Origin of the sequence: Arenibacter troitsensis (assembly GCF_900177645.1) — a bacterium.
Classification (GTDB): domain Bacteria; phylum Bacteroidota; class Bacteroidia; order Flavobacteriales; family Flavobacteriaceae; genus Arenibacter; species Arenibacter troitsensis.
Map to the genome: position 1 here is coordinate 478,520 of NZ_FXAO01000005.1, position 23,953 is coordinate 502,472.

14 protein-coding genes are annotated in these 23,953 nt (G+C 40.3%); 2 read left to right on the top strand and 12 right to left on the bottom strand.

Translation table 11 applies throughout. From position 1 onward, the window contains the following. Positions 1–6: 6 nt before the first annotated feature. Complete coding sequence (locus tag B9Y87_RS14010; RefSeq protein ID WP_085499578.1) at positions 7–1,473, top strand: glutamate synthase subunit beta; 1,467 nt, start codon at positions 7–9, stop codon at positions 1,471–1,473. Positions 1,474–1,669: 196 nt separating this feature from the next. Here the strand turns inward: B9Y87_RS14010 and B9Y87_RS14015 are convergent, their stop codons facing one another. The 6 genes from B9Y87_RS14015 to B9Y87_RS14040 form a co-directional block, all read right to left on the bottom strand. After that, the gene (locus B9Y87_RS14015; protein ID WP_085499579.1) at positions 1,670–3,136 is read right to left on the bottom strand and encodes a sulfatase family protein; all 1,467 of its coding nucleotides are present in this window, start codon (positions 3,134–3,136) and stop codon (positions 1,670–1,672) included. 15 nt (positions 3,137–3,151) lie between these two features. Beyond that, positions 3,152–4,687, bottom strand: coding sequence for a sulfatase family protein (locus B9Y87_RS14020; protein ID WP_085499580.1), 1,536 nt, complete (start codon positions 4,685–4,687; stop codon positions 3,152–3,154). 67 nt (positions 4,688–4,754) lie between these two features. Next, positions 4,755–6,191, bottom strand: coding sequence for a sulfatase family protein (locus tag B9Y87_RS14025; RefSeq protein ID WP_085499581.1), 1,437 nt, complete (start codon positions 6,189–6,191; stop codon positions 4,755–4,757). A gap of 246 nt (positions 6,192–6,437) precedes the next feature. Then, the gene (locus B9Y87_RS14030) at positions 6,438–7,889 is read right to left on the bottom strand and encodes a RagB/SusD family nutrient uptake outer membrane protein (protein ID WP_085499582.1); all 1,452 of its coding nucleotides are present in this window, start codon (positions 7,887–7,889) and stop codon (positions 6,438–6,440) included. A gap of 18 nt (positions 7,890–7,907) precedes the next feature. Further along, entirely contained in the window at positions 7,908–11,363 is a 3,456-nt protein-coding gene (locus B9Y87_RS14035) for a TonB-dependent receptor (RefSeq protein ID WP_085499583.1), read from the bottom strand. 151 nt (positions 11,364–11,514) lie between these two features. Then, a complete protein-coding gene (locus B9Y87_RS14040; protein ID WP_085499584.1) occupies positions 11,515–12,645 on the bottom strand; it encodes a FecR family protein in 1,131 nt (376 codons plus the stop codon). Between the two features lie 189 nt (positions 12,646–12,834). Between B9Y87_RS14040 and B9Y87_RS14045 the strand changes: the two genes are divergently transcribed. After that, positions 12,835–13,389: a sigma-70 family RNA polymerase sigma factor gene (locus B9Y87_RS14045; RefSeq protein ID WP_085499585.1), complete on the top strand. Its 555-nt coding sequence runs from the start codon at positions 12,835–12,837 to the stop codon at positions 13,387–13,389. 490 nt (positions 13,390–13,879) lie between these two features. On the opposite strand, the gene B9Y87_RS14050 is transcribed toward B9Y87_RS14045, so the two are convergent. The 6 genes from B9Y87_RS14050 to B9Y87_RS14075 form a co-directional block, all read right to left on the bottom strand. After that, complete coding sequence (locus tag B9Y87_RS14050) at positions 13,880–15,733, bottom strand: arylsulfatase (protein WP_217807522.1); 1,854 nt, start codon at positions 15,731–15,733, stop codon at positions 13,880–13,882. 170 nt (positions 15,734–15,903) lie between these two features. Beyond that, entirely contained in the window at positions 15,904–17,409 is a 1,506-nt protein-coding gene (locus tag B9Y87_RS14055) for a RagB/SusD family nutrient uptake outer membrane protein (RefSeq protein WP_085499625.1), read from the bottom strand. Positions 17,410–17,425: 16 nt separating this feature from the next. Beyond that, complete coding sequence (locus B9Y87_RS14060) at positions 17,426–20,578, bottom strand: SusC/RagA family TonB-linked outer membrane protein (protein WP_085499586.1); 3,153 nt, start codon at positions 20,576–20,578, stop codon at positions 17,426–17,428. Between the two features lie 396 nt (positions 20,579–20,974). Next, positions 20,975–21,166 (bottom strand): hypothetical protein, encoded by a 192-nt coding sequence (locus B9Y87_RS21960; RefSeq protein ID WP_085499587.1) that lies wholly within the window; start codon positions 21,164–21,166, stop codon positions 20,975–20,977. 176 nt (positions 21,167–21,342) lie between these two features. Then, positions 21,343–22,941 (bottom strand): sulfatase, encoded by a 1,599-nt coding sequence (locus tag B9Y87_RS14070; protein ID WP_085499588.1) that lies wholly within the window; start codon positions 22,939–22,941, stop codon positions 21,343–21,345. Between the two features lie 23 nt (positions 22,942–22,964). After that, positions 22,965–23,624 carry a 3-keto-disaccharide hydrolase gene (locus B9Y87_RS14075; RefSeq protein WP_085499589.1) on the bottom strand — a complete coding sequence of 220 codons (660 nt, stop codon included), beginning with the start codon at positions 23,622–23,624 and terminating at the stop codon, positions 22,965–22,967. Between the last annotated feature and the right edge of the window lie 329 nt (positions 23,625–23,953).

A 23,953-nucleotide genomic window follows, 5' to 3' on the forward strand; every position in this document is an offset into this window, starting at 1 on the left:
CGAAATATGGGAAAGATAACAGGATTTTTGGAATTCGATAGGAAAGTAGAAGAATACGCTCCGGTAGAGGATAGGGTAAAAAACTATAAGGAGTTTACGCTCCCTATGAAAGAAAAGGAGCTAAAGGATCAAGGTGCCAGATGTATGGACTGCGGTATACCATTTTGTCATAGTGGTTGCCCTTTAGGGAATTTAATACCCGATTTCAACGACGCAGTTTACCTTGGAAAATGGGAAAAGGCAGCAGAAATATTGCATTCCACCAACAATTTCCCTGAATTTACCGGAAGGCTTTGTCCCGCTCCTTGCGAGGAAGCCTGTGTACTAGGAATAAATGAAGATCCGGTAACTATAGAGAACATTGAGAAAAACATTGTTGAAACAGCGTTCAAAAAAGGTTGGGTAGTAGCTGAACCACCTGCAAAGAGAACCGGAAAAACAGTTGCCGTTATTGGATCGGGGCCTGCCGGACTTGCAGCGGCCCAACAGTTGAACAGAGCTGGACATCTGGTAACTCTTTTTGAAAGGGATGAAAAAGTTGGGGGTCTTTTACGATATGGCATTCCTGACTTCAAGATGGAAAAAAATATCATTGATAGAAGGGTTAAAATTCTAGAGGAAGAAGGTATCATATTTAAGACCGGGGTTCATGTGGGGGTTGATATTTTGGCCACTGAAATCAAAAACCAATTCGATGCCGTATTACTTTCCGGTGGTGCTACCGTTAGAAGGGGATTGCCAATTGAAGGTGCCGACCTTAAAGGAGTTGTTCAGGCCATGGACTTCCTAAAACAGAACAATAAACGAGTAGACGGTATTACAGACCTCGGCGAGGAAATAAAAGCTACAGGTAAGAATGTTGTGGTAATAGGCGGGGGAGATACGGGATCTGACTGTATAGGAACCTCCATTAGACATGGAGCTACTTCTGTATCCAACTTTGAAATATTGGGAAAACCCCCCGTAGGACGTCCAGAGGATCAACCATGGCCATTTTGGCCCATGCGTTTAAGAACGAGTTCATCCCATAAGGAAGGAGTTGAGCGGTTTTTTAGTATTTCCACTAAAAAATTCATTGGAGATAAAGATGGTAATTTAAAAGGACTTATTACTTCTGAAGTAGAGTGGATTACACAACCAGGCCAACGACCAATACTTAAGGAGGTTCCGGGTACCGAAAAAGAATGGAAGTGCGAATTGGCTCTATTGGCCATGGGTTTTACAGGTTCCGAAATGACTATTGCCGAACAGTTGGGCCTCAAGGCCGATGCCCGTACAAACATTAAAGCCAGTGAGGCGGATTATAAGACCAACGTTCCTGGGGTATTTGTAGCCGGTGATCAAAGAAGAGGACAATCCTTAATAGTTTGGGCCATTTCTGAAGGTAGACAAGCAGCACACCATATAGACACCTATCTTATGGGAACTTCATACCTACCATTAAAAGGAGAGGGAGACCTGCCAAGGGTTTAACATATTTTCTGTAGACCAGCATAGATAAAAAAATCCAACCCGTTAAATGGGTTGGATTTTTTTTATTTTACCATCGGATAGCACAACCTCAATTACATACACTTATATGAACAAGGTCCTAACTAGGTTTAATTGCCCTTTTTTATTGAGGTCATCAAGATTACAGCAACTTCAATATTACTCAATAGGCATTAAATTACTTTTTCCAAATACCACTCTCTGCAGTAACCTTTACATCCCAATCCTGCGGTGGGTTGTTCTTGTATTTTGGATCACTATCCTCCTTTGGAAAAGAATGGACCACTTCCAAAAGATTGTTAAAACCATTTTTCCTTTCGGGAGTATTAAGACTGTCCTTTAGGTCATGACGCTCAAAGGGATCGTTGACCACATCAAAGAACTTTTCCGGCTCACCCTTGGAATCAATATATAATTTAAATTTTTGATCGCGAAGAACCCGATCCCTAAATTTATATTGATTTTCCACACCACCTTCCGTGAGACGTGCGAAGTTTCCACCACCCATGCCTAAAATCCAATTGCGCTGGGAGGCCTTGTCACCCTCCAACAAAACCTTCGCAAAAGACTTGCCATCTATTATATGCGAGGCATTGACATCTTTCCATTTATCCTTTGAGCCAACCCCTGCCAAGTCCAAAAAGGTTGGAAGGACATCCGTAAAATCGATAAGCGCATTCGATTCCTGATCCGGCTTTATTTGTCCTGGCCAACTGACCAAAAATGGTTCACAGATACCCGCTTCCAAAGTAGTGGATTTACCCCCCTTTACTTGTTCACCTTTATAAGTGCCGGTAATGGACTGAGTGGTGCCATTGTCCGTTGTAAAGACGATCAACGTATTTTCCAACAGGCCATTTTGTTTTAAAGCAGCTACCAATTGCCCAACAATCTTATCGGTGTAACGAACCATGGCCTTGTGTTTGCCCAAATTATCGTTTGCAGATTCGTCCGGGGTATTCACCAAGGGGGTATGGGTCAATACCATAGGGTAATAGACAAACATGGGATCTTCCTTATTTTCTTTCAAAAAGTCTATGATAAAATCACGGAAAATATCAGGACCAAACGCCCCAGGATAAGTCTTACAGCCTTCTTTGGTATAAACATAAGGGTCCCAATATCTTTCAGCGCTGGCTTCGATACCTGCCTCGTAACCCGTCCACATACAATATTCATCAAATCCAACTTTCTCCAACGCATCCGGTTCTACCCGAAAATCGTCGATCTGCCATTTACCGGCTATACACGTTTTGTAACCTGCCCTTCTCAATTCATTGACCAAAGCAGGGTTCTCTATCTCGTCAAAATGGGCTCCCCCGCCCCAACGTGGAACGTCCCAATGGTTTACCCATCCATGTCTAAACGGATATTGACCAGTAAGCAAAGTGACCCTTGAAGGAGTACATTGGGGCATGGAATATACATTGTTGAATTTAATGCCAGACTTGGCCAATGCATCTATATTTGGGGTCTCTATATCCTCCGCACCATAACTGCTGATCCATTCCTTTCCAAGATCATCGACCAAAATAAATAATATATTAGGTGGCTGCTGGTCCGCGGATGGCTTAGTTTTAGCTGCATCGCCGCAACCAAATAAAAACACAAGTATACTGGCACAAAATATTCTTCGTATCAACATGAATATATATTTCCTTTAATTGTAAATTTTATTATAAAGTTCACTAAGGTCCAATTTATCATCCATTGTTTTTTGAAGCTCCAACAGGTCTTTAAAAAGGGTTTTGACCTTCTCCTTGTACTCTGGACTTTCGGCCAAGTCGTTCATTTCGTTAGGATCATTTTTCAAGTCGAACAAAAGCACCTTGTCTATTTTTGGGTAGATCAAAAGTTTAAACCCATCCTTTCGTAACATACGTTGTACATCTATATAGGCCCCGTAAATTCCATTGTAATGGCTTTCCTGTCTTTCCCCCTTAATAATATCCATGAAGCTGTTGAACTCTACATAGTCCGGTTTATCCACACCAGCCAATTCCAGGGAAGTTGCCATGATGTCCTGTAGATAAACATCCTGGTCCAAAGTTTTGCCCTTCGGAATGCCAGGACCGACTACCATCATTGGAATACGCACACTATGGTCGAACATACTCTGCTTTCCGATCAGGCCATGATGTCCTACAGACAGACCATGGTCCGCACCGAAAAAGATATAGGTATTATCCATTTTTCCAGAAGCCTCCAAGGAATCCAAAATAATCCCTATCTGCTCGTCCATATGGCTCAATAGCGCATAATATTCCTGCCTGTGTACTTTCACCGCATATTCCGTTCTTGGAAATGGGGCCAAGGCTTCATCCCTTAAACCGGGTTGATTGCCCATATCATCCTTATATGGATATTCCGGTAAAAAGTTTTCAGGTACCTTAATATTTTCCAAGGGGTACATATCCAAAAAGCGTTGGGGTGCCTGTCTTGGATCATGGGTTGCGTTAAAAGCTAGGTACATAAAAAAGGGATCATCTTTCTTGGTGGCCAAATCTAAAAATGCAAGAGCATCATCACGGACCACTTCGCTCCAATGTTTACCACCTTCCCAAAAACCTCCCTGAAGGGTGTCTGTAGGTTGCCATTCCGTATCGTCCGGACCCGTTGGCCGTCCATAGCCCAGCGGCATATAGTCGTTCCAATCCTTCATGTCCCCGGACTCCTCTTTCCACTTTTTTATGGATGTGCCCAATTTATTGGCATGATCTTTCGGCATACCGGGACGTATATGTCTGGCATCGTTAAATATAGTACCTGCAGGTGCCTGTACATGCCATTTCCCTGTCATATAAGTATCATAACCTTGATTTTGCATCAAGCGGCTCCATGTCTGGTTCAGCGCCGTAGTGTCTCCCTTGGACCACAGTTCACTTTTTTCTTTGGCGTTCCAAATATAAGATCCGGAAATGATCATTGCCCGTGATGCCACACAAATGGCACCGTTCCAGCCCCCCATATTGTATGCATGGGTAAAGGAAGTACCCCCATTTACCAAACGATCCAAATTTGGGGTATGTACCTCATCAAAACCCAGAGCCCTAATACTTTCAAAGGTCTGGTCATCGGCAAATAGAAAAACGATATTGGGCTTATCTCCAACCTTGGAGACCTTTTCAGATCCGGATGGTTTACAGGATCCAAGTAGTAAAATACTAAGAAGGGGCAGGCAAAAAAGTAATCTCATATTTGTTTATTTTTGGTATGAAAAATTAAATTTCAGTTTTTTTTTAATGGCGCAGTCGCTAAAATAATCAATAATCCCGGCCCGAAGCACTCATCTCCTGAGAATCCTTCCATTGATTCCAATAAGCAACCATTTCGTTCAATTTTGTAGGCTGTTCATTTGCCAGATTTTTATTTTCTCCCACATCACTCTCTATATTATAAAGTGCAAAATGCTCTCCGTTATCATCGCTATAAATCTTGTACTCATTGTCTATTAAGGCTGCCTGTCCCTGAAAATGAAAGGCCAAGGGTTCCGTCCTGCGCTTTAATTCACCTTTTACTATGGGCCACATATCCACACCATCATAAGGCCTTTTATTTTTACTAAGGTCTACTCCCAAAATATTGGCTATTGTGGGATAATAGTCGGATGTAAAACAAGGAACCTCCACTGTTGTCCCCGGTTTTATCATTCCTGGCCACTCCATAATACCAGGTACACGGATTCCTCCTTCATTCAAACTTCTTTTCCTCCCTTTGAGCCCTTTGGTAAGGCCTTGGGTGCGTCCGGACACCGATTTTCCCTCGGGACCATTGTCACTGGTATAGAAAAGGACGGTATTTTCTTCAATGCCCAATTCCTTTAGTTTATCCCGTAGTCTCCCCACTTGTTTGTCCAAAGCGGTTAACACACCATAATAATGTTGCTGGTCCTCGGAAAGGTGGGCATAGGAAGCTCTGTCTTCATCCCCTGCCAATACGGGCAAATGGGGGGTATGAAACCAAATAATACTCAAAAATGGTTTATTGCTTTTTACTGCATTTTCAATAAAGGGTATGGCCCTGTCCATAATTACCCTGGAGTCGTCCCCTTCCAAATTTTCTTTGGCAATTTGGCCCGGACCGGTCCAGTAAGAGGTATTGAAAGGTTCCCCTTCTTTTAAAGCCCCATTGACGTCTCCAGAGGATTGTGATGGGGTGATCATGGGATCCCAGGTAGGCACCTTGGATTCCGTTACAAAACTCACATCAAAACCATGATCCCAGGGAGGGGCATAATCCCCGTCGAATTTTTCCCTTCCTCCCCTATTGGCCTCTACAATATCGCGTGTCAGGGTTCCCAAATGCCATTTACCAAAATGCCCTGTAGTATAGCCCATATCTTTGACCATTTCCCCCAAAGTAATTTCCTCGGCTTTTATATGACCACAATTGGCATGGCAAATTCCATAGCGAAGCGGATGTCTTCCCGTCATTACACTTCCACGTGTTGGGGAACATACAGCAGACGCCGAATAGAAACGTTCAAAAACAGCTCCATTGGCAGCCATGGCATCCAAATTAGGAGTTTTAAGATGAGGATGGCCGTTATACGCCATATCTCCCCAACCCTGGTCATCGGCCATCAGCAGTATGATGTTAGGGGTTGGGTTTTCTGTTGGACTGATTTCCTTTTTTTTTGGACCCTCCGAACAACCTACTAAAAATAATATTCCTACAACCCAAATTTTAACTAATTTCATAACACAACACTTGTCTTTAAAGCAAGAAAATTCCAAATAAAAGTACCTAAGGAACCTATAAATTATTTATACAATACATTTATGAAGTTCTAAAATTACGACTAGGATCAAAAAAAAACTCCTGTTCTTTACCTTTCAACCCATAAAAATATTAGGTTGGGGAAATGTACACTCCCCAACCTAAACTTCCTGATAAAGCATATATTACTCAAACCATATTATACTCGAATAATACAAACAGCGCTTCTACCAACCTGGATTCTGAGTTAAGTTGGGATTCAATCTAATCTGATTATCTGGAATTGGAAACAGTAGCATATGGTCTTCAACATTTTTTCCCTGTGCTCTCATTACCGTCAGAAATTGTCCCCTTCTTTTCAAATCCCATGCTCTTTGCCCTTCAAATGCCAACTCGTATCTCCTTTCCTCCAGAACGGCAGTTCTAAAATCATCTTGGGATAAGCCCTCCAAATCAGGAAGGTCGGACACTACACCATTTCTGGCTCTTTCGCGCACCTTGTTGATCCAGATATATTTTTGGTTATCACCGGGATCCACCTCATTAAGAGCCTCAGCCGCAATCAACAAAATATCCGCATACCTGATAACATTAAAATTAACCCCAGATTGCAACTCATTGGCTCGATCATCAAATTTACTTACATAGTAAGGAAAGACTCCTGGACCATAAGCCTCCTCCATGGTAATTGTACCGCTTACACCATCAATATGTTCATAGCTATCCGCAATAGTTACAGATCGGCGATATGATATTGGATTGTTAGCATTAAATTCTGCACTTGGAGCAATTGAACCACCAACCACTGTATTGGCCCAAAAAGAGTTTCCGTATGGTCCTGGTAAGGCTCTAGGGCCAAAAGATCCGGGAATTGAGTTATTCCTTTCACCACTTAGATATTGGATTTGATACACATGTTCCACACCATTGTTGTGCTCCGTTTTAAAAGCATTTGCGTAGTCGGGAAAGAGATCATATTGATTAGAATCGATTACATTTTTGGCATGGGCATATGCATTCGGGTAATCGCCTATATAAAGATAAATGCGTGCCAGCAAAGCATCCGCTATATGGGCATTCAACCTACCGGCTGCACTTGTAGAAGGCAATTCCAATGCTGCTTCTTTCAAATCCCTCAGAATTAGACTATAGACCTCGTCCGAGGTAGCCCTCGGTGAATTCACCTCATCAAAACCTACTGTTGGAGTCTCATAAATGGGCACTCCGCCCATGGCACGGACCAAATGCCAATAAAACAAAGCTCTAAGCGCTTTTGCCTCTGAAACAATATCAGCTCTCTTCTCAACATCAAAATCAATTTCTGACGTATAAAGTGCAACCTCGTTGGCCAAATTGATGCCATCATATGCAGTTCTCCAAAACCCTTCAGTAGTACCATTATTGTAGGTAAATTCGTCCCACTCGAACAAATCCGATACATTTGGGGAGATAGTGGCATTATCGGCATTTACCTCTCCATAATTAATAGCCGTGTTGCCATATAAACCATATACAGAATTATATACCCCGTACAGTCCAGCGATGGCATCATCCTCCGAGGAATAAAAATTTGCTATACTTATGTTTCCCGCAGGATTCTCTTCAAGATAACTTTCGCAAGACGTCATGAATAGCAAGATAGACATCAAAGCACTTATAAAATATTTTATATTTTTCATGATATTTTTCCCTTTAAATTAAAATCCCAATTTCACTCCCAGCCTAATAGTTCTTGATGACGGATAGGCTCCATTATCAACACCGAAACTAACATTGTTAGTGGCGTACAAATCCACTTCCGGATCAAAACCAGAATAATTGGTAATGGTGATAAGGTTATCGGCAGCAACAAAAAGCTGTGCACTTCTACACCAGTCCAAGCCTAATTCATCTATTGGCAAATCATAGGAAAGATTGATTGTTTTAAATCTCAAATAGGAACCATCCTCCACATTTCTATCGCTAAAATTCTTCCACTCCCCAGCATTGGTAAGTGGTGCCTCAATAGTAGTGCTTGATCCTGGCCCAGTCCAACGTTCATCAAAGGCCTTTTGTAGTACATTGTGTTTTTGGGGTTGGGCGTATAACCCTATAGTATTCATGTTGGCCAAGTCGTTCCCTTGACTCCCGTTAATAAAGATGGATAGGTTAATATTTTTATATGAAAAAGTATTGGTAAATCCGTATATAAAATCGGGATTGGGATCACCAACAACTTCCCTATCATCCAAGTTAGTCTTAAATCCATCGCCATTCAAATCTTTATATTTGGGCAGTCCCACCCTATTAACCCCACCAACAGTATTGCCTGCAGATATAATTTCTTCTTCCGATTCCCAGATTCCCAAAAAACGATAACCAAAAAACTGGCCTAATGGTTCCCCTTCCCTTGCTATTGAATATCCATAGGCAGTCTCGCCCCTACCTATTCCATTGATAAGCTCTTCCGTACCTTCAGGTAGTTCCAATAATTTATTTCTATTAAAGGAAATATTGAAATTGGAACTCCACGATAGTTTTCCAAAATTATGGGTGTACCCAAGATCAAACTCGAATCCCCTGTTTTCCACTTTTCCAATATTTTGTACGCTTGTGGAATAACCTGACTGTGTAGGTATGGCCACACTTAATAAAAGGTCTTCTGTAGTTTTAACATAATACCCTGCTTCCAAATTCAAACTACCATCAAGCAAACCCATTTCCAAGCCCAAATCGGTTTGTTTTGTACGCTCCCATTTTAGATCGGGGTTATTAATACGATTGGGAGCAAGACCAACAACAGGAACACCACCAATAATAGGTTGTGCAGTTGCCGCGTACAATGCCAATGAATTATAAGCTCCGATGGACTCGTTTCCGGTTAAACCATAACTACCTCTTAGCTTTAACTTGCTGAACACATTTAGATCTTTGATAAAATCTTCTTCTATCAATCGCCAAGCCAACGCTCCTGATGGGAAAACACCCCATTTTCTACCGTTTCCAAATTTTGAAGATCCATCCCTACGAATTGAAGCCGTTGCTATATACTTATTATTGAAGACATAATTGACCCGTCCTAAGTATGACAGCAAAGCCGTTTCAGTTGCCCCACTTTTTGACGGGCGTGGATCGGAACCAAGCTCAAGGTTATTAAACTCCACTAAGTCCGTAAAAAAATCGTCCGTCCGGGAAAATACACTTTCCAACTTGTTGTTTTGAAAAGTATATCCTATAACTGCATCCAAGCGATGCAAATCTCCAAAGCTCTTGTTGTAATTAAAAGTATATTCCGCCAACAAATTGGTTCTCTGCACATTCCCTATAGAAGCTATGCCGTTATTGGGTAATGCCTGGGTTTCTGCCGTCGTTGGAGTATAGGCATTCCTTTTGGAATTAATAAGATCAGCCCCAAAATTGGCTTTAAAAGAAAATCCATTGAAAAGTTCGTATTGCATAAAAGCATTGCTCAGTATACGAGTATTATATGTAATGTCTGTCCGTGTTTTGGCTATTGAAACAGGATTTTCCAATACCTTTACCGTTTCATCGTGATTATGAATATAATTCCCCTCACTGTCCGTAACAGGAATTACCGGAGTAGTGGCCAAAGCATTCCAAAGTGGTGTATCATTTTGATAACCCCCACCGTCTGAATCTACAGCATCATTAATGGTTCTTGTAATATTGGTGTTCATACCAAATTTTAATCTTTCTCCTAAATCTTGATCTAGATTAAATTTTAATCCGGCCCTTTTAAAATTGGATTCGATAATTATACCATCTTGATCCATATAATTTCCCGAAACCAAATAGCGAGTACCCTCCCGACCTCCAGATACGGTAAGATTGTAATTATTTGTGATTGCCGTTCTAAATATCTGATCTTGCCAATCAGTACCTTCACCAAGTTCCTCGGGTAATGGCTTATTTACACCATCATAAATAAGTGGTTGATTGTTGTTAATAGCCCATTCATTAGTCAATATGGCCAGCTCCTCCGCGTTCGCTAAATCTAATTTTTTTCTTACCGTACTTATACCTGTAGAATATTCAAAATCTATTTTAGCTTTACCAACGCTTCCCCTTTTGGTTGTAACTATAACTACACCATTTGCTCCTCTTGCACCATATATGGCGGTAGCCGAAGCATCTTTAAGCACTTCTATCGAGGCAATTTCACCAGGACTAATACTTGTTAATGGGTCACTTGCGGCAGCTCTATTACCACCAGCCTCCGGCGTCGTATTTTCATTATCTATTGGAAAACCATCAACTACATACAGCGGCTGACTAGAGGCATTGATTGAATTTGTGCCCCTTACCCTGATTCGAATTCCCCCTCCTGGAGCATTTGAAGCAGCCCTAATATCCACTCCAGAAGCCTTACCTTGTAAAGCCTGAACAAAAGTATTAGATGGAGTTTTCTCTAAATCCACACCCTTAACAGAAGAAACCGACCCTGTTAAATCTTTCTTTCTAACAGTTCCATATCCCACCACCACAACTTCGTCCAAACCTGCAGCATCTTCCTCAAGAATAACAGAAATATTCGATTGTCCATTGATTAGGATCTCCTTGGTTGCATATCCAATGTAAGAAACAACAAGGGTCGTGTTTTCATTGGCTACTTCAATAGAAAAATTACCATCAAAATCGGCAGTAACACCATTAGAAGTCCCTTTTTCTACAATATTGGCCCCAGGCAAGGGGACATTATCCGCATCTGTAATTACACCTGACACCTGGAACTGTACCGATCCAACTTCCTTTATCGGATCAACACCCCCTAGCATGGGCGATATTGATGTACTTATTTTTTTGGTAAGTATAACTTGTCGGTCGACAGTTTTGTAAGTGGTATCGGTATTGGCAAAAAGCAGGGCCAACACTTCCGAAATTTTTCTTTTTTTGATATGAATCGTTACTCTTCGATCAAGATCTATCTGCGCACTCTCATATAAAAACCGAAACTCCGAAATCGCTTCTATTTCACTAAAAACCTGTTCCACTGGAACATTATCGAATTCTAAGGTTAATTTCGTGCCCTGGGCATAGGTATTTGCCTGAATCTCAAACAACGAAACTATAAGCAAAAAGGTGGTAAGTTTCATCTTCAAGTCTAATTTAGGGAAAAGGCCATAAAGCAAGATCCCCATAAATTTATTTTTCATAATTTTGGTTTGATTAAATGATTTTGAAAAGGTCGTTTAATAATTAGTTCTTAAATCGGGAAATGGTCTCAAGCATTTTCCGATTTTTTTTTGAACTTTCTGTACTGCATTCAAAAAGTTATGGCATAATCAATTGTTTATTAGGTTCATATTAGTTTATAGTTATTCTTCTATCTTTAATAGTATATTTAAAGGCATGCACCTCCCCTATAGATTTCATTACGTCCTCTATACTTTCAATGTCGACATTAAACCTGGCGTTTAAAATTTTTGCACTTAGAGGTTCATTATTATTTTCAATAATCACATTATAACTGCGTTCCAGCTTTTTTGACATATCCGAAAAGCTGACATTTCTAAAAACCAGTTCTCCTTTGATCCATCCTGTGTACAGGCCAACATCTACTTTCTCTTCATGTGTATCATGGGATATTCTGTTCCAAGTCCCCTTTCTTCCCGGAACTAACACCAAATGATCTTCGGGTCTCAATACATTTGTCATTCTAACGGATCCCTCAACCAATACAGTCTTAATTTCATCATCCTCATCGTAGGAGGAAAAATTAAATTCCGTTCCCAACACTTGCACGGACACTTCGTCTGAATGAACAACAAATGGGTGTTCATTATCCTTGGCCACCTTGAAGTATGCCTCACCCTTTATAAATATTTCCCTCTTCCCGGTTTTTAGGAACCTGACAGGATATTTTATTTTTGTTCCAGAATTTAAATGTACCAAAGTGCCATCCGATAGTTCCACTTCGAAAATTTTTCCAAACGGAATCTCCAATTCATTATAAACTAGTTGCCCTATTTTAGAATCGACCTTATAGGTTATCCTATTGCCATTTTGTACCCCTAATATTTCACCTGAAGTAGAAACAATCTGCTGACTACTCCCCTCCTGAATTACCTTCACATTATCTTCACCGATTTTGAGCTTTATGGAAGTTTCTGAAATGGGGTTTGGAGGTGTAATATGATGTTGCCTGAACACCATATATCCTACGGAAATAATTCCAACAAAAATTGCAGCATATTTTAGCAATGGCCGCCAAAAGATAATCTTTTGATTCTTAGATGCATTAACCTTCTCCATAAATTCATGCCATTCCAAATCAGTGTCCATTTCTTCGAGAAACACCAAAGCCTCAGACACCAAATTCTCATTAAAAAGTGTGTTGACAATCTCCTTTTCATCCTGGGAAAGATCCTGCAGAGCATCCAATCCTATTTGACCGGATTGTTCAATTTTCATCAAAGCAGATTTCAACTTTTGCATAAGGTATATTTGTGGTTCTTTTTAATAAGTTGGTATTATAGGTTTTTAGGGTGACAAGAAAATTATATTTTTTTTAGAATTTGATAAATATTTATGTCAAATGAAATTAAATTAGTATAATTGAAGACAATATTTCACCAATAACACAATAACCTAAAAGTTAATTGGGACAATAAGTCCTTGAAAACCATGGCCAAAAACAAGCAAAATTGCAACCAAGAAATGGAGCATCTTTTTAAAGAGCATTTTCCTATGTTGTGCCTAATTGCTTTTGGAATTGTCAAGGATAAGGATTTGGCCAAAGATATTGTACAAGATTTTTACATGTCTTACTGGCAAAGAAGGGAAGCGGTCGCCATAACAATCTCCTTCAAGGCTTATGCCATTAAAGCCGTAAAAAATATGAGCTTGCTTTGCATTGAAAAAGCAAAAAAGGAAAAGTCACTTCTTCAAAGTCTAAATACGCCGCAATATAACGACCCGGAACCTATGGATCCTCCCAATACAAACGGCAGAAAGATTCAGGCACTAATTAACGAGCTCCCTGAAAGCAGGAAACAAATATTTATTTCCGCGATTATCAATGGACGCAGTTACGCCGAAATAGCTGAAATGCAGGGAATATCCATCAACACCGTTAAAACACAAATGAAAAGGGCTTATGCATTTCTGAGGTCGGAAGCGACGGAAAATTTATTACATTTTTTCTTGTGGGCAGCACTTTTTTCATACTGCATAACTTAAAGAAATTAGTAATTAAAGAGCGCCGAGGCCAAGTAAGTTCCACTTTGCCCAAAGTTTCCCCTTAACCTCTAGAATTCTAGTTTCCAGACCACACTTGTTACTTAAGATAACAAATAGGTTTAGATAAAATCGGCTATTGTACACAATTACTTTCTAAGTCCATCTTGGTTACAAGTCCTTTAATAGCCTAGAGGGCAGCACAACTCTTTGACCATTTATCCTAACGTAATTATCAAGTACTTTATATGGTCGGATTGGTCGTGACACAATCCGTGTCTAAGGTATACCTACCTACACTTCCAAGAGTTAAGGAACAGGCCACAGTCGCAAAATATAAATAAAAACCCCTAATTTGGAGGACCTATTCTCCAAATTAGGGGTCTTTAAAAGGTGGGCTGCTATAATCTATAGGTTCCTACCTGTTCTTTGACTATTAAGAATGATTATGAGTGGTTCTTACTTCTATAAATTAGCTTTAGATAAATTTCAATTATAATTTCTCAATATAAACATAATAGGCCGGATGCACCCTATTGTCCTTATCTATTAGCTGTGCTTCCATATCGTATTTCCCTGCTGAAACCTTAGTGGTGAAGGATACTTCCTTCTGTCCCTTTTCCACTTTAGCAGATTGCTCTACGTCCGCAACATACAAATAAGCATTTTCAAAATCCGATTTAACACTTGCTGGCATTGTCCCATCCAGCTCCACTATTTTTTCCTGTGCCGGGAAAGTTGCGTTAATTTCCAATCCACTTTCCCGTGGGAATCTACATAGGCTAATTTTATATTCCCCATCTTCCACGAATTCTATCTTCCATCTTCCAGTAGCCTGAACCGCCCTTGTTGCCCCGTATTGATGCCACATACCGTTAAATTTCCCAGTTAACATATCGTGTGCGGAAATTCGACTAGGATTTTCTTGCGGTGATCCTACTTTTATATAGGCATATCTTTCGTTAACCCCCTCATCCACAAAGGACTGCCACCATCTTTCATAACCCTCTGCCAGTTTTTCAACCACCTCGGGATGTTGATCTATTACATTCTTGGTTTGACTGCGATCTGTGTTCATGTTATAAAGTTCCGTTCCGTTAACGAACCTCCAATTATCATCCATAACAGCGTATTTTCTGTATTTTACCAAATTTTGAAGTCTTTGGGTATCTATATACAGCGTTCTATTGGGCCAATTATCAGCCTGCTCATATAACAAAGGCTTAAGGCTAGTGCCATCCAAGGGTTTCACAGGATTAAAATCCAGCCCCAATACATCCACAAAAGTGGGCAACAAATCATAGGCTGCGGCCAGTTTGTCTATATCCCTACCTCCGGTAAGTTGTCCGTCCGGCCAGCGGATAAAAAGGGGCACCCTATGTCCACCTTCATATTCACTCCCTTTACCTTCTCTTAAACCGGCATCGAAAACCTGATGCCCACCAGCAGTACCATTATCTGTCATAAAGATCAAGATGGTATTGTCCGCTATCTTCAGCTCGTCCAACTTCTTTTGCAGCAACTTAAAATTGTCGTCTATATTGGTTATCATACCATAAAAGCGTTGAAACCGCTCTTTAAGGCCATCTACACCCTTATACATATCCAAATACTTCTTTGGAAGGTTAAATGGGCCATGGGGAGCATTGGTGGCAATGTAACAGAAAAATGGGTCGTTTTTATTTTCTTCTATAAAGTCCATAGCTTCTGAAAAGAAGACATCCGTACAGTAACCCTTGTATTTTTGAGTTTCCCCATTGTGCCAATAAGTATCGTCAAAATAATCGTTGCCCCAATAGTCTGGTCCTTGGGTAATTCCTCCCCCACCATGCCTAACAACCTCATGAAAACCCCTATCTTCAGGGCGGTAGGGATAATTATCCCCTAAATGCCATTTGCCGAACATTCCATTGGTATAGCCATTTTGGGCCAAAACTTGAGGTAGAATTACCTCATCCTCAAACAGCAGTGAACGTCCGGTTATGGTATGGAATACGTTAAGCCTATTGGTATGTCTGCCAGTCATTATGGCTCCCCTGGTAGGAGCACAGGTGGTGGACACATGAAAATTGGTAAAGCGCACCGACTCCTTATAAAATGCATCTAGGTTAGGTGTCTTAATATATGGGTTTCCATAGCAGCCCAAATCTCCCATACCCTGATCGTCTGTAATTACAATAATGACATTGGGTTTTTTCTTTTCTTGGCTTTGGGCCATTAAGCTCATTGGCATCACCAATGCAGCAAAAACAAAAACCTTAAAATATCCTACCAGCGAACCTAACGGACGCAATTTGTCTATGACCATAATCCAACCTAATTTATTTTTGAACAATTTAGTTATCATTTTTTTTATTTATTATGAAAATATTATCTAATCATGATACTATTTCCTTTCAACCGGATTTCCTATTATGAAACTTGGAAAACCCCACTAAATGCAACCTACTCCAACAAAAGTTCTAAGGTCGACATATTTAGGCTTTTCCACCTTAAAAATATCAAATTATCCTTAAATTAATATCCAGGGTTCTGTACAAGGTTTTCATTGTTTCTCAATTCATCTGTAGGAATAGGGAACAACAATTCCCTGGCAGTAAGGGTAGGGCCATATACAAATTTATGTCCAACAAAATCCTCAAAGTTTCCTGTAGTTACGTTCAAAGCCTTTCTTAGACGGACCATATCGAACCAGGTGACATTTTCGTAGCTCAACTCGTGCCATTTCTCTTTCCAAACCGCTTCCCTGAATTGCTCTTTGCCAAGTCCCGTATATTCATCCAGTTCGGCTCTTCTTCTGATTTTGTTCAAGGCCTCTTCAGTTTCGATCGTAGGTCCGGAAATCTCGTTCTGGGCCTCGGCATAAATTAAAAGTACCTCCGCATAGCGAATTAAGTCCCAATTAAGGTCACTACTTGCCGTTTCAAGATTGGCCACAATATCAAAATGTTTGTATAAAAAGTAGCCTCCCAGCACAACCGTCTCATTCCTATCGAATTTTGAAGTATAAGTGGTGTAGTAAAATTCCTTTTCTTCAACCCTTTTGTCTCCAGCTTCATAGGACTGTATAAAATTCTGATTGGCATAAATGGCACCAGTCTGCTCAGAATACGCTGAGATATTCATATTATAAGGGATTATCAATGGTTGCCAATTTGATGGATCTACAAAAGCTTCATATTGTACCATAAAAATATTCTCGCCAATATTATTGCTGGCCGGATCGTGAAGATCTGCATATGATGGAAATAGACTATATTGATCCGAATCGATTACTTCTTTAGCTTTGTCTGCGGCCTTTTTATAATATTCATTCCCTTTTTGCAGTGGATAGCCGGCCATGGTAAGATACACACTAGACAATAGGGATTTAACGGCACCCAAAGTAACTTTTCCCGTGGTATCGTTAAAGGGCAATCCAGAAGCCTCTGCCAATGTAAGATCTTCCTCGATGGAAGCATAGATATTTTCGACAGATTCAGGAGATGCATAAAGATTTTCCGAGCCCAGATCAATAGGATCTGTAATCAACGGCACGGAACCAAAAATTCTAACCAGGTTATAGTAATAATAGGCCCTTAAAAATCTGGCCTCGCCCATAAGTCTATTTTTCTTGGCTTCGTCCATAGCAATATCAGGAATGTTTGCAATGGCCAGATTGGCATTGGCAATTCCCTTATAGCTACTATCCCAATACGCTTTACCATATGCATTATCAGAGGTATTGGTCAAATTTCTAATAATATTGCTATTGTCAGCCTGGCCCAAATCACTATCGGCAAGTCCTGTTGCAAATTCCAACATTAGCCATGGGCTGCCCCCATAACTACCACCTCTAACCGATCTTAAACTGGAATATATGGAAATAACAGCCGATTCGGCATGCTCGGCAGTTGCAAAATAACTTTCAGCCGTAATATTGGTGGGATCTGATTCCTCAAGAAAATCGGAACATCCCGTGGTAAGGAATAGTGAAAAGGCCATTGTAAATAACCCAAATCGTGTTTTTATAGAATTTTTCATTTTTGTCTTTTTTAAATTAGAATGTTGCATTCAACCCGATCATAAATACCCTGGGCTTGGGATATTGATCAAAATTAACCTCTCCTTGTCCGAAAGTATTATCGCTGGTTTGCACCTCAGGGTCATAACCTTGATATTTTGTACTAACAAAGAAGTTTTGCGCAGAAGTATATATCTTAAGTCTATTGAGTTTTATTTTTTCAGTCATTTCGGAAGGAAAATTATAGCCCAACAGAAGGTTTCTGCCCCTAATAAAAGACCCATCCTGGATCATATGGGAAGTATCCAAGTTATCATAACCTGCGGACACTGGTCTCCACTGGGCAATTGGTGTATCCTGATTATCAGGGGTCCAACCATTCAGTACAGTGGATAAGCTATTTGCAATACCCTGGCGATTTTCCTGAGGGCGTGTCGTAATATACATGATATCATTACCATACTGGAATTGCAGATCTACCAACAATTCAAAATTCTTATAACGGAAGGTATTGATAAAACTACCGTATCCATCCGGTATACCTTTCCCTATTATTGTACGGTCCGCTTGGTTGATAACCCCATCATTATTTCTGTCCTCTATTTTCACATCGCCTGGCAGCCTAAAATATTTAGCTGCTTCCGCCTCTTCATCGGTTCCCCAAGTTCCCAGGTGAACCAATCCGAAAAACGAACCTACAGGTTCCCCTTCCCTGATTATGGTACGACTAGAGAATATATCACTACCGCCGGAAAGCGCAACTACTTTATTCTTGTTCATGGCGATATTGAAATCGGTTTCCCATGAGAAATCCGTAGTCATTATATTCTTTGTATTCAAGGAATATTCGAATCCTTTATTTTCCATACTACCTATATTCCTAAATACCGAAGCATAACCACTACTGGTTGGTACCGGGGAATTTAAAAGCATATCCGTGGTCAACTTTCTATACACATCCGCCTCCATAGAAACCCTACCATTAAAAAGACCCAGCTCTATACCGGCATCTACCTGTTCAGTTTTTTCCCATTGCAAGTTGGGGTTGGCCAACCTGTCTATACCAATACCATTTACTAAGGCATTGTTAACTACGTAGGCATAGTTTCCAAGACCTGAAAGCGCACCATAAGCCGGAATTTCCGAGTTACCGGTAACACCATAACTAGTACGTAATTTAAGATTTGAAATTGCTGAAGATTCCCTTAAGAAATTTTCTTCGGACACTTTCCAGGCCAATGCCGCTGAAGGAAAGAACGCATATTTATTGGTAGCACCAAACTTTGATGAACCATCTACACGCCCTGTAACCGTAAGTAAATATTTATTCTGCAAGCCGTAGTTGATTCTTCCAAAATAAGAATTAAGTCCATAGGCATATGCACTAGAACTTGGCGTACGTACCACAGAGCCTGCCCCCAAATTATCATAAGAGAAAAAATCATCCGAAAAATTTTGTGAACCAGCACTGAAAGTGGAACTGTTGACATGTTGCCATGAAATACCCAATAAACCCGTTAAGGAATGAATCTCGGCAATCTCCTTCTGATAGGTTAAATAATTTTCAAACTGCCATGATAGATATTCGCTCAATGACCTAGTGGCATAGCCGTTCGTATTAGTACCAATAAAACTTAGTTCCCTACCGGCATATTCATTAATTTTTTGGTCGATACTATTAACCCCCAAAGACGTTCTTAGGTCCAATCCTTTGGCCAAAGTAATATTGGCAAAAATATTACCAAGCACAGTATTGGTTTTTAGGTATCTCTTGTATTCTTCTGCAACCCTTACCGGATTGGGACCTCCTTCCATACCAGGGTAATCCGCATTACTGGCCCAGGTACCATCAGGATATTTAACGGGAATGATAGGAATATTTTCTATCATATTCCTTCCCACCCATGAAGCATGTATAACTCTTTCGTTTTGATTATTATAGCTTAAACTACCGCCCACTTTTAACCAATCCTTAATGCTGGAGTCAAAAACAAATCGACCTGAATATCGCTTCAACCACGAATCCTTCATAATACCCTCTTCGTTCATATAACCCAAAAAGGCTCCATAACTACCCTTCTCGTTTCCTCCGGTAAAAGATAATTGATGATTTTGGGTAAATGCAGGTCTTGTAACTTCATCCTGCCAGTCCGTATCATAAATTGGATCTCCGTTGGCGTCGAACAATCTTGGATCGTTCCTCTTTAAGGCAGGATCCGTATATTTACCGTTCGCAAAGCCTACAGCATCATATTTCTCTGCATTTTGGTAGGCTACCTCCTCGATCATTAAGAATTCCTCGGAATTAAGTACCCCAACCTTTTTGGCGAGCGTACCCAAACTATAGTAACTGTCATAACTGATTCTACCACCAGTATTGCTTCCTCTTTTAGTAGTTACCAAAACTACACCATTGGCACCTCTAGATCCATAAATAGCGGTTGCCGAGGCATCTTTTAATACTTCTACAGAAGCAATATCATTAGGATTGATATAATCTATAGGCGTACTATTGTCCGCAAGGCCCGTTGAAACCAGTATAACCCCATCTACAACGTATAAAGGATCATTAGCAAGACTTACCGAAGAGTTTCCACGGATTCTAATATTTGATTTCCCTCCTGGCCTACCGGAATTGATAGAAACACTTACTCCTGGCATTTTACCCGATAAGGATTGCGTAAGGTTTGCTGCGGGTCGCTCTTGAAGCTCTTCCGAGGAGACAGAACCTACAGCTCCTGTTAAATCACTTTTCTTTTGGGTTCCGTAACCTATCAGTACCACTTCATCCAAACCTGCAGCACTTTCTTCCAAACTTACAGCAATGGTCGTTTGCCCATTAAGAGTAATTTCTTTAGTGGCATAGCCAATATAAGACACTACAAGGGTTGTATTTTCATTGGCTACTTCAATGGCAAAATTACCATCGAAATCTGCAGTAACCCCATTGGATGTCCCTTTTTCAACAATGTTGGCCCCTGGCAAGGGTACACCATCGGCATCCGTAATGGATCCATTTATCTGCATTTGCAGCTCATCGCCAATCAATATGGATTCCAGAGGCGTTAAAATCCCATTTAAGTCCGTTTTTGCATTGGCAAGAAACATAACCATGGAACAAAAAAAGGTAGTCCATAGTACCTTTTGCGTAGGTTTAAAACCACGCACTGGTTCATTTTTTCTTTTCATTTTAAAGTTTTTAAGTTTTTCAAGAATTCTAGTTGGTTTTCAACTTTTCCGTAACCATTAGTTGCCGCTCAAAACTCAATGGACGGATAGTTGCACCATCGAATTTATTAACATTAAGTGGTCAAGGATTGAGTGTAATCAAATATAGACTCCCCCCACAGCCACATCTTGCTCATATCGCCCAATCATTTGCTCAGAACATGCGTTCTAGAATAATAAAATTTAATTTTTTGATTTTAAACCTGTTATATGTAGTCACGTGCACAGGCATAATTTGGAAAAGTCAGATAAAAACATGAATAAAAATCCAAAGGCATACTATATGTAGCACAGCTAGGAGCGATATCCGACCAATGGTCTAGGTAAACCATGTTCTTATTTTTAGGTTGAAGTTATTTATAGAGGTAGGAGTAGGGTTACTTTTTTCACAATAAGTGAGATTTTAATATCACAAAACTTGCCCACCTGAACGGAACGTTCGGGTACGGGAATAATATCGGAAGATTCCTTCCGTAGCATCATATGCTCTCCCTTAAGAAATTGACCGTACCTATTTAATTGCATAACAAGGAAAAAATCGGGACCCATTATATGTCCTGAAAAACTGCATGGAGAAACCCATTAGGCACTCTATGGGAAAGGGTGAGATGCGGGGCTTTTAAACCGCTTTTACCCTTACCAAAATATTTCATACCCATAGCACATTAAACCACAAGGCAATGATTTAGCGTTGCGGAGTCCTGTCCCTTTGCCAAAACTTATTGCTAATCCCGCGTAACCTTGCTACCCCACCAATCTTCGTTGGGTTCAAAATCTTTGGCTAAGAATTCTAGACGTTGCGCTTCCAAAGCAGGCCAACTTTCATTTACAATTCTATTTTGCCGCTTTTGAGCCAATTCTGCATTGTATTCAGGGTCTTTGGTTGGCATATTGGCACCTACCTCTCTAAGCCAGCCATGAAGCTTTTTACTTAACTTTTTAGCGATATCGGGATATTGTACAATCACGTTGGACTGCTCTGCTGCATCATTGGCCAAGTTATAAAGCTCTTCGCTTCCATCCTCCCAATAATGGATGAGTTTCCAGTTTTCCTCCCGAATAATTGACGATGGGTTACCGCCTTGATTGCCATAATGGGGATAATGCCAGAACAATGGTCTTACCACATCCATTTTTTTGCCCTCCAGGATCGGTTTTAGACTAATACCATCTATATGTTGTTCGGATAAGCCATCAATATTGGCAAAATCCAATATAGTTGGATAGAAATCAGTACCTATAACAGGAAAATCGCTTTGCGTGCCTCCATTATTAAGCCAAGGTACCTTAATAAAATAAGGTTCCCGAATACCACCTTCCCATTGATATCCTTTGCCACCCCTTAAAGGGAGGTTACTGGTAGAAAAGGAATCCCCTGAGGCTACTCCACCATTATCAGAAGTAAATATCACTATGGTATTATCCTCAAGTCCAGTATCTTTCAAAGCCTGCAGTACCACTCCAACGGCATCGTCCATACTTTCCACAAGTCCGGCGTATATAGGGTTATCCTGTACTTGTCTGATAGGCAGGACCCGCTCCATCTTATAACCATTTTCGGTTATGCCCAATGCTTCTGCTTTATCCCTATATTTTTTCCATTTTTCCTGGGTGGTCTGTATGGGGCCATGCACCGCATAAAACGAAAGAAAAGCGAAAAAAGTGGAATCTTTGTGCTGTTTGATGAATTCTGCGGTTTCGATACCCAAGCGCATGCTAAGGTTCTCACCATCCACTTTATTAGGCAACACTGGATTGTCCCAAGGTGAAAAATAACCTCCCATTGGACTGCCTTTGTCCCAACCTCCTTTGTTGATATCAAATCCGTGATCCTCAGGATAAGATCCTTCTGAGCCCAAATGCCATTTACCAGCAAAAAAAGTTTTATACCCCCCTTTCTTCATAGCCTCGGCTATGGTCACATCATTTGCCGGTAAACTGTGTACGTATTCGGCAGGTAGTAGTTTATCGTGACGATTATGGGAACGCCATGCCGTACCGGATGCAGCACCTATCCAGTCCGTGATTCCGTGTCTAGCAGTAAATTTCCCGGTCATAATACTGGCCCTTGAAGGACTACAAACCCGGCTGGCAGCGTAACCTTGGGTAAACACCATGCCATCTTTTGCCAATTTATCAATATTTGGTGTTTCGTAATATTTACTGCCGGTTATACCAAGGTCCACCAAGCCCAAATCATCGACGAGTATAAAAACTACGTTAGGTTTTTGAAATAAGTTTTCAGATTGTTGTTGGCAGCCAACCATTAATAAGCCCAGTGTAAAGCAACCAACAATAACGGGTAAAATTTTGGAGAAGCGCATTCCTATTTTATTCGTGTTCTACATTAAGGCAAAGGTTTAACCATAATATCCTTGTAATACACTATACTTTTAGGATCATGACCCTGCAGTGCAAAGGTTCCTCCCTTTAATACCCTATGCTGGCGTTCCCCTGGATCACGCTTAGGATTTTCAGGTTCGGTATAATCCACTACCACAATGTCATTTATTTTAATAATTATTCTTTTGCCTTCTACTTTAATATATTCGGTATACCATTCATCATCGCCAACATAGGTTTCAATTACATTTACAATATCATATAGGCTACCGGTACGTTTCCAATCCCCTTGTGAATTGTTTACCTGTACCTCATAGCCATATACAGGCCAACTGGCCTCTTGATAACGGGTATGAATATAAATGCCGGAATTGGAGCCTGGTTTGGTCATCACAGAGGCTTTGAATTCAAAATTGTGGAAATCATGGTTCTCTACATCCCCTACATAAAACAAATGTGCCTTTGGGCCTTCTACTTTAATAGCCCCATCCTCAATGGAAAAGGTATGCGCATTTTCCCCCACTTTCCATCCATCCAAATTTTTACCATTGAACAAGGAAATCCAGCCATCTTTTTTATTGGCTCCCCCTGTTTGCCCGGTTATTGTATTTAAAATTCCTAGACAGAATACTAGGCTCATTAGATATGCAAAACTATTTTTCATGGTGTTGATTATTTTAGAAGAGACAAGATATTAAAAAATGGGTTACTCAAAAGATATTGTTGACACTAATTTTAGGAAGGTGTTGAATATTGCTTGATTGATAGGAAAATGACAATTTAAAGTTCCAATGGAACAATTTGATGATGGGACAATTTGATGGTTTGAAAATGCAGGAAATGAACAATTAATCATTGTAGCAATATATCAATTGGGTCTTTTGGAAATTGGTGGATCTGATGATTTGAAGATGGGTCGATTTGGAAATGTAACAATGAATTAATGCAACAATGTACCAACTTGTAAATGTAACAATTTGATGATTAGAAAAT